The organism is Flagellimonas baculiformis (assembly GCF_033441575.1).
Lineage (GTDB): Bacteria > Bacteroidota > Bacteroidia > Flavobacteriales > Flavobacteriaceae > Flagellimonas > Flagellimonas baculiformis.
Window position 1 is genome coordinate 169,479 of sequence record NZ_JAUZVW010000010.1, and the last position, 12,807, is coordinate 182,285.

The following is a 12,807-nucleotide window of genomic DNA, read 5'->3' on the forward strand; positions in this document are numbered from 1 at the left end:
TTTATCCAGAAGGGAATCGCTGTGCCCAATACGATAAACGCTGGCGATGCCTTCGGTTGCGAAGATGTAGTCGAACATGTATCCCTTTTGATTGCTAAAACAGTGTCAGTTCCTTTGGTAATAGCAGTGCCTACCGCGGCCCAAAAAACTGTTCTATAGCATGTTCTCCTTTATAAGACCCGTTACTTATTCATCAACAGTAACTCGACCTATTTATTTGAATTGGCCCTATGATCTTCTAAAAAATCATCCAGATGACTTGTGTTTTATTTACTAGCTTATTTAGATGCCAATCAAACCCTTTCAAGGACAATGGCATACCCCATGCCCACACCCACGCACATGGTGGCCAATGCGTATCTTTTCCGTTGGTTTTGAAGTTCCAATGCTGCCGTATAGGTGATTCTTGTTCCGGTCATGCCCAAAGGGTGTCCGATGGCAATGGCACCTCCGTTGCTATTGATCCGGGGATCATCATCTTGTACCTCCCACTCCCTGATACAGGCCAAACTCTGTGCTGAAAATGCCTCATTGAGCTCGATTACGTCCATTTGGTCCAGTGTGAGGCCTGCTTTGTCCAAAACCTTTTTGGTGGCGAACACCGGGCCGATGCCCATCACCCGTGGTTCCACACCCACCACCGCGGATGCCACCACCCTTGCCATGGGTTTCAGTCCGTACTTCTCCACCGCTTTTCCTGAGGCCATGAACACGGCCCCTGCCCCATCGTTCAGTCCCGAGGCATTGCCCGCCGTGACGGTCCCATCTGCCTTAAAGGCAGCGCGTAATCTGGAAAGCCCTTCGGGTGTCGTATCGGGCCTGATGAACTCGTCTTGGTCAAAAACAATGGGAGCTTTTTTTCTTTGTGGGATCTCCACTGGCATGATTTCCTCTCCCAATCGTCCGTTCTCTTGTGCGGCAACCGCCTTCATCTGGGAATTATAGGCGAACAGGTCTTGGTCTTCCCTTGAAATCCCATATTGGTCCACCAAGTTCTCAGCGGTGATGCCCATAGGATCGGTCCCGTACATTTCATCCATCTTGGGGTTCACAAACCGCCAACCAAAACTGGAATCGTACATCTGGGAATCGTTGCCGTAGGCCCTGGAAGATTTGGATACCACCAAAGGTCCACGGGTCATGTGTTCCACCCCTCCCGAGATAAAGATATCTCCATCGCCCGCTTTTATGGCCCGTACGGCATGTACGATGCTGGACATACCTGAGGAACAAAGACGGTTGACGGTCTCCCCGGGAACCGTGTACGGCAGTCCGGCCAGCAAAAGGGCCATACGTGCCACGTTACGGTTATCCTCTCCTGCTTGGTTGTGACATCCCAATATGACGTCATCTATTTTATCCTTCGGTATTTCAGGGTTTCTTTCCACCAATTTCTTGATCACCATGGCTGCCAAATCATCCGTCCGAATGGTCGATAAGGTGCCACGAAAACTACCGATGGGTGTCCTGATTCCGTCTATGATATATGCTTCTTCCATAATAAATACTTTGTCAAATTCTTGTTTTTCGGATAATGAACGAGGTAATCAATGTTACGGATAGCCCTATAAGACAGCCTATCAGCACAGTGACAAATCGCTCGAACGGGGATATGATACTACCCGGATGTTCAATCAAAATGATAAGCAACGCCACAATGGCCGGACGCACCACTTGCATTAATTTGAACAACTTGCAAATGATGGTGGTGACCACAATCCCCAATATCACCTTCGCTACATAATCAATGTTTATAAAAAATACGGTCAACCCCGAAAGGGAACCAATAAAATTGGAAATAACCCTCTCCCTTGTCAGCTTTGGGGCCAAATTTCTTCCCTCCGGTGGTATCACCAAGATGATGGAAAGCAACGCCCAAAAGAAATCTTCGGAAGAAAAGGTCATCATTAAATAATAGCCTATCAAAAAACCTATGATACATCGGATCAAGTAAATAAAGAATGATCTATCAAAATTTTCAGATACACTATTCAACGATTTCATCATGCAAGTTTTTCCACAAATTTAGCGGATGTAAGTGCACGAACTTCTTCCAAAGTGGCTCCCGGCATAATTTCGGTCAATACCAATGTCCCCTCTATAAATTCAAAAACCGCTTTATCCGTGATGATCATATCCACGGAACCTTTTGAAGTCAAGGGCAAACTACATTGGGGCACCACTTTGGATGAACCATCCCTATTGGTATGGGTCATGGTAATGATGAGCCGCTTAGCCCCGGAGGCCAAATCCATGGCACCCCCAACCCCCAACAAAGGTTTTCCCGGAACGGCCCAGTTGGCCAAATCGGCATGCTCGTCCACTTGCAGTCCTCCCATCACCGCCACATCAATGTGTTTTCCCCTGATCATGCCAAAGGATTCAGAGCTATCAAAATAGCTGCTTCCCGGTAGGGCGGTTACTGGAATCTTCCCTGCATTGACAGGATAGTCCAATGCCCCGCCGTCTTTAGGTGCGGGCCCCACTCCAAGCATTCCATTTTCGGTATGTAGGTTGATATCATCCTCTGGCCGGATTAAATCGGCCACCAACGTTGGTATACCGATTCCCAAATTGACCACATCCCCTTGTTTGAGTTCTTGGAGTGCTCTTTTGGCCATATTCATGCGGGCTTCACTTACTTTTTTGGCAGTATCCACATCTGCGGATGAGCCCAGGTCGTCCAAGGTGAGTGAAGCCTGTACCAAATAATCCACATAACAGCCCGGCGTATGGATTTGGTTGGGGTCCAAGTGACCAACCTCTACAATTTCCTCCACTTCCACAATGACCAAGTCGGCCGCGGTAGCCATGGCCTTGTTGAAATTTTGTTCTGTCAAACGATATTGGAGGTTTCCCATTTTATCTGCTTTCCATGCCCGGATAAAGGCCACGTTTCCCCGAATACCTTCCACAAAAACTTGTTCCACTCCTTTTATGGTTTTGGTTTCCCTGTTCTCAGCCAATAGTGTCCCTGCCGAAGTGGGGGTGTAAAACCCACCTATTCCAGCCCCACCGGCTCGAATCGCTTCGGCCAAGGTCCCCTGTGGGATCAATTCATACTCAACTTTTCCTAATTGGGCAGCGCTAACAGCTTCGGGATTACTCGTAAAAAAGGAACCTATCATTTTCTTGATCTGTCCGTTGCGAAGCAACCTGCCTCCACCCAGTCCGGGCTCCCCAACATTGTTTCCGATAAATGTGATGTCTTTTGTATCTGTTTTGGCCAATGCATGCATCAAATGCACGGGGTTTCCTGTCATTCCAAACCCACCCTGTAATAAGGTATCACCATTTTTCACCAATGCCACTGCCTCTTCCAAACTGATTTGCGGTGTATGTTTCATTAAATTTCGATCATTATTTTTGAATGAATTGGAGCACATGCTCCGAAAATTCCTGGGCCTTTTCCACATTCGACAAATGAGCCGCCCTTACCTGAACATGGGTAGCATTGGGTATTCCTGCTTCAAGAAACGCTCCATGCTCAACTGTGGTAACCTCATCCTCGGTCCCACTTATAATTAAGGTTTCGGGAATTATCTTTTCAAGGTCCTCTCTATAGTCAGTATCGCGGATTGCGGCACAATTGCCCACATATCCGTTGGCGTCGGTTTGAATTATTTGATTGGCAAAATTTTGAACAATCTCCGGATGGTTCTTCCTGAATTCGCTTGTGAACCAACGTTCCTTGCTGCCTTCCGCCAAGGAATCCATGCCATTTTTTTTCACATATGCGATACGCTCATTCCAGCCTGTTTCCGTTCCAATTTTGGCGGCCGTATTGGCTAGGATCAAACGGTTGAGTCGATCCCCTGCATGGATTCCCAACCATTGGCCGATGAGTCCACCCATGGATAGCCCACAAAAAATGAATTTTTCAATGTGTAGATGGTCTGCCAAGGCAAGAACATCCTTTCCCAGCAGTTCCGCGGTGTATTCTCCAGGAGTCACCTCAGATTTTCCATGCCCTCGTGTGTCATAGGTCAGCAGATTGACATAATCCTTTAAATAGGTAATCTGCCTTGACCACATGGAAAGGTTACAACCCAGCGAATTGGAGAAAATAAGCACTTCTTTATGCCCATTATCCTCATAATGGAAATGAACCTTGGTGTTATTTATTTTTACGATTTCCATGGTTTGAATGCTGTTTGATTTGGGTGATTCTTTTGATTATGGTTTCTTTTTTAAATGAATTCTACCGAAAATGGATGCCCATCTTCGGTAGTTCAGTTTTATAATTATTTGGTGCTCTATCCCAACATTACGAAGCGATGGAAGCACGGGTTCTATGGTTTTCACCTGGTGCAATTTTTTCATTATCCTTCACCATGTGAAAATTAAAATCGATGGAAGCAAATGGTTCGTCCTTGCCCATGGCTTTGGCTTCTTCCAGTGAAAGGTGCTTTACTGGTGGCACCAAGTCTTTTTTGGTGGCAAAGGCAAAATCGTCATAGGTCAATGGGTCTCCCTCAATATTGATCTGTGTGGTCAATTTTCTGTATCCGGGAGCCGTTATGAAGAAATGGATGTGTGCTGGTCGGGAGCCATGGCGACCCAATGCGGTCATCAATCTATCCGTAGGTCCTTCCGGGGGGCACGAATATCCAACGGGCAAAAATGATTTGAACTGGTATTTCCCATCTGCAGCCGTTCTAATGGCCCTTCGAAGATTATAGTCGGACTGGCTACTATCAAAGTACGAATACAACCCCAATTGGTTGCAATGCCACACTTCTACCAAGGCACCTTCTATGGGATTGCCTTCCTCATCCAGTACCTCCCCTTGCATGTAAAGTGACTCATCTCCTTGATTTGGCTCATTTTCCAATTCGGCATAGCTCAAAGATTCTGGTGCTCCTGCCACATACAATGGTCCTTCAATCGTTCGTGGGGTTTTCAGCTCAATACCGGCTTGGGCATCTTCCCAATCCATTTTTTCATCCAGAAAATGTTCCAACCCGATTCCGGCGGCCACCAATCCGATTTCATTTTTCTTGCCAACTTCGGCAATCCAGTCACAGGCTTTCCACACTTCCTCTGCAGTGATATCCAATTCTGCAATGGCATAAAACAAATCTTTCAACAATCTGTTCGTGATTTCCTTTATTCTTTCATTTCCTTCCCCAACCTTTTCCTTGGATAGGATTTCTGCCAGTACTGCATCAATTGCTTCTTTGTTCATCTTAGTAATTTTTAGTGTTAATATGCATTTGTATTCGTCTCTGTTTGTTTATAGCATGGTTTCCCGAATGGCATTGGGATGCTTGCAAAGGCTTTTCACCTTCATGGTCATATAGGGAAAAAGTGGCAATTCGGTGAGTATTTGGTGTAGCTCGTCCGGACTTTCAACATCCAGGATGCTTATGTTCGAATATTGTCCTGCAACCCTCCACAGGTATACCCATTTACCAGATTTCTGATATTTCTGGGATGTTTGCTGTTCCCTGGTGATATAATCTTTTAATTTTTCCTCACTCCAAGTTTCTGGGATGTGCACATCCATTTCAACACAGTAAAGCATAGTCTTCTATTATTTTCGTTTATACTGATTCAGTTTGTCTCCATCCAATTCAAGACCAAGTCCCGGACCGGTCGGTATGGCCAAGGTGCCATTGGAATAGTCCAACTTGGTTTTGATGATATCGTCCGTAAGCAATAGCGGACCGAACAACTCGGTGCCCCAACTCAAATTTTTAAGTGTACTGAATGCATGGGCCGAAGCAATGGTTCCTATGGAACCTTCCAACAATGTGCCTCCATATAATCCAATATCCGAAGCTTCGGCAATGGCCGCTACTTTCAAGACATTGTAGAGGCCGCCCGACTTTCCAATCTTAAGGGCAAAAACACTGCCTCCCCTTATTTTTGCCAGTTGATATGCATCGGTCAACGTGCGCTGCGACTCATCAGCCATAATGGGCACTTCAAATGTTTGGGTGAGTCGTGCCAGACCTTCAAAATTCTCCTTGTTTATCGGCTGCTCTATAAGGTCGATGCCATTTTCCTGCAACTTTTTGATATAGATCTTGGCCGTACCTTCATCCCAAGCCTGATTGACATCCACTGTAACCTTGGCCCGAGTACCCAATGCCTTTTTAATGGCGATCACATGTTCCACGGCCCTGTTATCAGTTTGCCATCCTGTCTTTATCTTAAAGGTGTTGTGTCTATTCTCCGCTATCAATTTTTCTGCTTCGGCAATGTCCTTTTTGGTGTCGCCACTGGCCAACGTCCAAAGAACATCCAGTGCGGTGTGTTGTGAACCTCCCAATAGGGTCGAGACAGAAACGCCCAAGCGTTTTCCCTGGGCATCCAACAAAGCGGTCTCAATACCGGATTTGGCAATGGGGTTTCCTTTGATGTTTTTCTCCAGCTTTCCCATAATAGCGTGGATATTGGTGGCATCCATACCCAGAAGAAGTGGAATAAAATAGGTGTTGAGATTGACCATCATAGCCTCAGGGGACTCTTCCCCATAGCTTAGCCCTCCAATAGTGGTGGACTCCCCTATACCTTCCACACCGTCACTACAGAACAATCGGATGATCACAAAACTGTTCTTCTTCATGACCGTCATGGATAAATGATGTGGCCGTATGGTCGGGAGATCTACAATGCAGGTCTCGATTCTTTCAATCTTAGGATATGCCATTTTTTGATATTACGTTAAATACGTATATAAATAATTGTTCGATTGGTAATTGTGGAGTGGATTATTTGCTGATACTGAACAAAATTGAAGAAAATGACGCAATAGAAATTATCTTTTCAAAACATTTATAGAACAAATCAATCATTTAGTATTAAAAAAAACATAAAATGTTCAAAAAGTGAATTGTTTAAAATTGGAAACGCCTAATCCTGAACGTTCTTCGTCCCGATTTTTTTCCTATAATCGCGTGGCGTCAATCCTAATTTGGCTTTAAAAAGACGCGAAAAATAGTTGGGGGATTCAAACCCCAATCCAAAGGAGATTTCTGCAATTGAAGTCTCAAAAATGGTCAATCTCACCTTGGCCTCGTCCAAGAAGTGCTCAATAACAATCTCCTTGGGGGACTTTCCAGAGACTGCCCTACAGATCCTGTTCAGGTGCCCAGCAGATATGGACAACTGTTCCGCATATCCTTCAATGGGATATTTAAAATCGTTCATCTCTCTGATGAGCTGTAAGAACCTTCGATAATAAATATTGTAGGCATTGTCCGAAGAAATGATACTCAGCTTGCGTTTTTTGGGGATACGGTACAGTCGGATCAAGAGCATGCCAACGAGATATTCGAGGGCAAAATCCTTTCCTGGAAGATCATTGTTAAACTCGTTGATACACTTGTGCATGGTAGTGTACAAATGTTCAAAAAGCAGGTCCTCAAAATCAAACTTGGCGATGGTAATGGTCTCGATATCAAAAATGATATCCGTATCCAAGGCCAACATACGCTCTATGGCCATATCCGAAAGGGAAATCACCCAACCTTTACTCTCCTCCTTTACCAGCATTCCATGCAATACGTTTCTAGGAATGGCAAAAAAACTGGTTCCATTGATTTCAATGTTCTCGTCGTTTACAGAGAGTGATAAGGAGCCCTCCTCCAGCAAAAAAACTTGGAAAAGATTGCCGTGTACATGGTTTTTTATAACGCCATGATACCTTTGAAGAACACTCTCCAAAGTGGTCACATGTATTATTTCACGGATAAACTCAATGGAATCTTCCCCATAAATCCCGTCATAAAAAAGTTTTTTTTTCACTGCTGTACCTTAAAAAGATTGATGCTGGGAATTGACCCTAAATATAAAATCTGCATTTAATATACATTACATAGCCCATATTTTAAAAACTACAAAGGGATGAGCAATCGTTTTTCCGAATCAACACTTCATCAATTTCTGTTTTATTGGCAACCTACCTTACAATGTCTGTGCAATAATCTAAGCTCATTTTGACAGAGTTGTTTTTTTGTGTGACTCAACCCTGTTTCAACTACTGGAGTTTCTAACCTAGGTTGCCTTGACTTGGTCGCATCCACAAAGGTTGGGTTTCAGAGAGTTCTTGGGAAGGATAGTCAGGTTTTCCCATGGACAGGCCCTGACACTGTTTGAGTTCATTCAACAGCAAAGGGCATTCACCACCCCAATAGCCTTATCTTTTCCAAAAATAATAGCCCCATTGTTGGATTCACGAACATTTATTTTCAGGGTTTCGGTTTAGGTATACATAAAAAATTAACAATATGGTAAACCCAACCAAGGCAACCCAACGCTCAAATACCCATCTTAATTCTAAAAATATGGAATGATCGCAAAAATTTTGCCCCTATTTATGGTTCTCTTTGTTACATCCTGTTCCAACGACGATAATTTGTCAACCTGGGACAGCCTATCAGGAACTTGGCAATTGGAATACTATGATGATTTAGACAAAGGTACTCTTTCCGTGCCAAAGGAAGAGACGACTGTACTTACGTTCGCAAACGGAACCTTGGCAGGAAAGATCGGGTTCAATACAATAGCCGGTGGCTCATATGCCCTTGGGAACAAAATATTGATCCTCAATTATGGCATCACTGAAGTGGTCGGTTCCCTATGGGAGGTCAGGTTCCGGGAGTCCTTGGTCAATCTTTACAAAGAAAGGGCATTCCATATCCCCATTTCACTATCCGAGGACGAACTTACCTTTCATTACGGGACACAAAGCACCATGCATTTTCGCAAAAAGGATTAAATATAATACCTATGGGTTCAAGAGCACTACACATAAAGGAGAAAAGAATACTAATGTATCCCATCTTACTTAGTTTGTTGGCCGTCATACTTTTTTCTTGCTCTGGTTTCGACGCACTGGATAACGGGATACTCCTGTATTGGCAAGAGAGCAAATGTAATGATCCTTGGGGTACCAAGGAAAGTGATGACGAAAACACAGTTCGTGAGGCCTTAACGGGATATCTTTTCGATAATGGCATCGATGAATTTAGAATCTGGGAATTCGCATATATGTTGACCGAGGGCATGGGCACATGTGATTCATGTGGATGCCCTTCGGGAACGGTCATCACAGTGGAAGTTGACGAAACCTATGTTGAAAAAATGGAGAGGTTGGGTTTCAAGTACGAGTTGGCCGAATAATTGGATTTCACCAAAGACTGAGCAACAATATATAGCTCCCTCTAACATAAAGACAACAACGTAGTAAAGAAATCAATGGATACAGTACAAAGACTTCTCTTTAAAAAACACCTTCCATGGCTACTGACATTCTTGATTTTTTCATGTAGTGGGCAATCCAACGAAGTTCCTGTCAAACTTTTAATGGACATCGAAGCATGTGAAATATTGGAAAAAACAAACGACATCGTGGCAACCTTCACAGATGTTGAGGGAAAAGTCATCAGCCCAGATACTTTTGCTTGCCCAAACCTATATACACTCTCCGGTGGTCCAGAACATAAAAAAAGAGAACCGGAATATCTTTATGCTTGCAATCTCCCGGAAGAACTAAAAATAGACGGCCTTTCCGTTATTTTCAGCGGGTATCTTTTTGAGACGGATGAGCTTGCCAATGTCTGCGCCCAAAGCTTTAAACTGACCGAAATAAAAATACGATGAAAAACAAAAAAAATACCTTATCCCTATTTACAACTTTAGTATTGGCCCTACTGTTCTCGTGCTCCAGTGACGATGGAAAAAACCAGGTTGACAATTTGATTGGTGTATGGCAGATGATCGAGCGACATGAGGGTGGGTCCCCAGAACCTGTTCAACGTGTAAAAAATGGAGAAACAATAGTCTTCAGTGAGGATGGAACCTTTACGGACAGTTTTTTGGAAAGCTGTCGGTATACTTATTCCTTACGTGATGACATTATAACCATTCAAAGCCCCTGTGATCCGGTAAACAAACAATACCGGTTCGGTCTTGAAAATGGGCATTTGCGATTGACCGCCATCCCAAACACCTGTGATGAAGGTTGTTATGATATCTATAAAAGAATATGATACTGTCCATTTGAGTCCTTGCCATTCACAGCTTCCTTTTTTGGGAATAAAACAGAGTCCCTTTCGCAGATATTCTTTCTTTTCCTGATCAGTCCCACAAAGGAAAGTTTTCCAAATCATGGATTTTCTTTCAAAACGGTCACTCCGGTAACTTTATAGAATTGCTCAGGTAAAAAGTTCGCCATACAAAACGCAATGCCCTCATTCGATGGTTCCATGTCAAATTTGATTTCCGTCCCCTTTATCTTGAATTCCTCTGTTAATGAAGCCGTAATAATGAAATCTGAATGGTCAGGCTCCAGGTCTTTGACCGAAATCCCATAGGCCAAGCCATTCCCCGTATTACAAGATACGGTTCCCAACACGGTTCCCGTCCTGTTTCTTTCAGTACTACCTTCATTTTCATCATTGGAACACGATACCATCCATAGACAACCCATAACCCCTAGGTAGGGAATCAAAAAAAAATGACTTTTTCATGACACTAAGAGTTTTCCATAAGACGCCCTTGGCAAGATTGGCTACTTGTTTCACTATCACAAAATTGTTATTGAACGTATTCCGCTTTCCTTCTCCATATACTTCCTACTTGGGCATTGGATAACCGGCCCGCAAACCAAGCAATTTTTGAATGGCAGGTGAAAGTTTCTTTTTTACGTTTCCTATATTTTTTTAGGTCGCGACCGTTTTTTTCGCCAATACAAAGTCCAAACAAATCGGAGCATACAATACACCTACGAAGGTAAAATCCAGCCTGCCTGAAGCAGCCATCCAATCAAGTTTTTAATCGGGCTATTTGATCCATGACAAGCCATAACTGTCGTCCGACAATCAATGTTCGGACTCGAATGGCAGGTCAAAAATATCTTTTGTTCTTCAGTCTGGGGGGTGGTCATTGCTTTCTTTTTTCATCACCACTGTACGATGTGGGAATGGAATCTCAACACCCTCTTTGTCAAAACGTTTCTTGATGCTTTCAAAAAGATCGCACCTCATGGAAAATGCCTCTTCATAGTTTTGCGCCCATACCCATGCCCGAAGTTTTATGGCGGAATCCCCCAAATTAATGACCTTGACCATCACCTTGGGCTTTCCATTATCAATATCCGTTTGGGATCTGTAGTCCACTATGTGCGGATGTGACTCGCACTCCTCGCACATGATACGTTTGGCAAGATCAATGTCACTGTTGTAGGATATGCCGATTTCAATCCACTCACAACACGTACTGTCGACCAAATCATAATTGACTATTTTCTCCTTGTTGATAATGGAATTCGGTATGACTATCATTTTGTTCTCATAATTTTGGATGATTGTGTGCCGAAGTGTAATATCCGTAACTTTTCCCACCATGGAGTTATCTATCTTCACAAGGTCCCCAATTTTGAAGGGCTTGAACAGGATGATGAAAATGCCCCCCACCAGATTTGCCAAGGCCTCTTGGGACGCCAACCCCGTTATAACGGTCACGATCCCTGCGCCGCCCAATGCCGTTTGAACGATCCCTCCAAACACTGGGAAGACCATAAGGATGAGTAGGGCACCTATGAAGTAAATACCCAAAACGGCCAAGTACCTAAAGAATTTTTGGCTGGTATAGTCCTGTTCCAGGATTTTTTTTTGTTTTATGGAATGGCGGAACCATAGATTGGTCCCAGTGGCGGAAATAATTGTCAAAACTGCAATTATACCGATATAAAAAGCCAGATAGAACTTTTCAATGGCATCCTGATGGTATTCCTCATTGATAAAGAAAAGGCTTATGGCAATGATTCCCATAATGATCCAAGTCGTTCTAAGTATTTTGACGATTGAATGGATTGCTGATATTCCCTCATCGGGGTATTTTTCCTTGATTTTTTTGATCATCCACCGACCAAACAGATTTGTCAAGAGAATAAGTATGGTTATGGCGGCCATCACTATGACCAACCATTCGAACATTTGTTTGTGTTTGGTAATAAAATCAATCATTCTTGAGGTATTTCCGACACCTATATTAGATACTATCCTATTTGTAGTCGATGCAATTCATCCGTAAAGGAACTGGCTTTTCCAGCTATCCAATCTGGTCGTGATTATCCGTTGCCTAAACCAACAATATCATCAATTTAAGGGAAGGTACAGCCACAAAACCCATAATATTCACTTTACACCAACGTTCCTTTTTTGATGTTACCAATATCTGCTTTTTTTTCATCATTCCATACATTTGGAATACCAAAAGAAAGCACGAACAAGGGAATTGAGTGGAAACGCCGGACATAGTATACCACCCTCGCCGGGTTAAAGTGACCATAGCTGGCCGGACGAAAGTGACCCACCCGCGCCGGGTTAAAGTGACCCACCTTTAGATTAGATCTATCCGTAAAAAGTCTAAGTGCTTTTTTTGTTAAAAAGCACCATGGCGAACAAGCAGATAGACATGCGAAAAATAAAACTGATTTACAAACTGTACACCTCCGGCACTAGCAAACGGAGGATAAGCCAGCAATTGGGCATATCCCGTGTCACGGTCAGGAAGTACATCGAATTCTTCAAGCGGTACCGTTTTACGGCCTACGAAGTGGAGAAGATGACCTTAGAGGAACTCCACAACCTTTTTAAGGACGGGCAAAAGCGCAAGAGCCAACGTTTGCTGACCTTAAGGCAGTACTTTCCCTATTTTGACAAAGAGCTTCGCAAGACCGGGGTGACCAGACAATTGTTATGGGAGGAATATTATTCCAAGCACCCCGATGGCTTCAAGCTCTCACAGTTCAAGTATTGGTACGCCGAATGGCGCAAGGAGACCTCTCCGGTA

Annotated in this window: 14 protein-coding genes and 1 pseudogene; 5 read left to right on the top strand and 10 right to left on the bottom strand. The window is 43.7% G+C overall.

Going from position 1 to position 12,807, the window contains the following annotated elements:
- Window positions 1–293: 293 nt before the first annotated feature.
- The 8 genes from pcaF to SD450_RS14680 form a co-directional block, all read right to left on the bottom strand.
- The gene (pcaF, locus tag SD450_RS14645) at window positions 294–1,499 is read right to left on the bottom strand and encodes a 3-oxoadipyl-CoA thiolase (protein WP_318345204.1); all 1,206 of its coding nucleotides are present in this window, start codon (window positions 1,497–1,499) and stop codon (window positions 294–296) included.
- Between the two features lie 13 nt (window positions 1,500–1,512).
- A complete protein-coding gene (locus SD450_RS14650) occupies window positions 1,513–2,007 on the bottom strand; it encodes an FUSC family protein (RefSeq protein WP_318345205.1) in 495 nt (164 codons plus the stop codon).
- Window positions 2,004–3,347, bottom strand: coding sequence for a 3-oxoacid CoA-transferase (locus tag SD450_RS14655; RefSeq protein WP_318345206.1), 1,344 nt, complete (start codon window positions 3,345–3,347; stop codon window positions 2,004–2,006). The genes SD450_RS14650 and SD450_RS14655 overlap by 4 nt, the downstream gene beginning before the upstream one ends.
- A 13-nt stretch (window positions 3,348–3,360) precedes the next feature.
- Complete coding sequence (gene pcaD / locus SD450_RS14660; RefSeq protein ID WP_318345207.1) at window positions 3,361–4,140, bottom strand: 3-oxoadipate enol-lactonase; 780 nt, start codon at window positions 4,138–4,140, stop codon at window positions 3,361–3,363.
- Window positions 4,141–4,267: 127 nt separating this feature from the next.
- Entirely contained in the window at window positions 4,268–5,188 is a 921-nt protein-coding gene (gene catA, locus SD450_RS14665) for a catechol 1,2-dioxygenase (RefSeq protein ID WP_318345208.1), read from the bottom strand.
- Window positions 5,189–5,236: 48 nt separating this feature from the next.
- Window positions 5,237–5,527 carry a muconolactone Delta-isomerase family protein gene (locus SD450_RS14670; RefSeq protein WP_275616856.1) on the bottom strand — a complete coding sequence of 97 codons (291 nt, stop codon included), beginning with the start codon at window positions 5,525–5,527 and terminating at the stop codon, window positions 5,237–5,239.
- A 9-nt stretch (window positions 5,528–5,536) separates the two neighbouring features.
- Complete coding sequence (locus tag SD450_RS14675) at window positions 5,537–6,658, bottom strand: muconate/chloromuconate family cycloisomerase (RefSeq protein WP_318345209.1); 1,122 nt, start codon at window positions 6,656–6,658, stop codon at window positions 5,537–5,539.
- A gap of 203 nt (window positions 6,659–6,861) precedes the next feature.
- Window positions 6,862–7,755, bottom strand: a complete 894-nt coding sequence (locus SD450_RS14680) for an AraC family transcriptional regulator (RefSeq protein WP_318345210.1) — start codon at window positions 7,753–7,755, stop codon at window positions 6,862–6,864.
- 544 nt (window positions 7,756–8,299) lie between these two features.
- Here SD450_RS14680 and SD450_RS14685 point away from each other — a divergent pair.
- From SD450_RS14685 to SD450_RS14700, 4 genes are all read left to right on the top strand, one after another.
- Complete coding sequence (locus tag SD450_RS14685; protein WP_318345211.1) at window positions 8,300–8,728, top strand: hypothetical protein; 429 nt, start codon at window positions 8,300–8,302, stop codon at window positions 8,726–8,728.
- Between the two features lie 53 nt (window positions 8,729–8,781).
- Window positions 8,782–9,132 (top strand): hypothetical protein, encoded by a 351-nt coding sequence (locus SD450_RS14690; RefSeq protein ID WP_318345212.1) that lies wholly within the window; start codon window positions 8,782–8,784, stop codon window positions 9,130–9,132.
- Between the two features lie 75 nt (window positions 9,133–9,207).
- Window positions 9,208–9,612 (top strand): hypothetical protein, encoded by a 405-nt coding sequence (locus SD450_RS14695; protein ID WP_318345213.1) that lies wholly within the window; start codon window positions 9,208–9,210, stop codon window positions 9,610–9,612.
- Entirely contained in the window at window positions 9,609–10,001 is a 393-nt protein-coding gene (locus SD450_RS14700) for a hypothetical protein (RefSeq protein ID WP_318345214.1), read from the top strand. The genes SD450_RS14695 and SD450_RS14700 overlap by 4 nt, the downstream gene beginning before the upstream one ends.
- 116 nt (window positions 10,002–10,117) lie before the next feature.
- Here SD450_RS14700 and SD450_RS14705 read toward each other — a convergent pair whose 3' ends face one another.
- Window positions 10,118–10,441, bottom strand: a complete 324-nt coding sequence (locus SD450_RS14705; protein ID WP_318345215.1) for a hypothetical protein — start codon at window positions 10,439–10,441, stop codon at window positions 10,118–10,120.
- 436 nt (window positions 10,442–10,877) lie between these two features.
- Window positions 10,878–11,978: a mechanosensitive ion channel family protein gene (locus tag SD450_RS14710; RefSeq protein WP_318345216.1), complete on the bottom strand. Its 1,101-nt coding sequence runs from the start codon at window positions 11,976–11,978 to the stop codon at window positions 10,878–10,880.
- 430 nt (window positions 11,979–12,408) lie between these two features.
- Here SD450_RS14710 and SD450_RS14715 point away from each other — a divergent pair.
- Window positions 12,409–12,807: pseudogene (locus tag SD450_RS14715) on the top strand (HTH domain-containing protein); the annotation flags it as partial.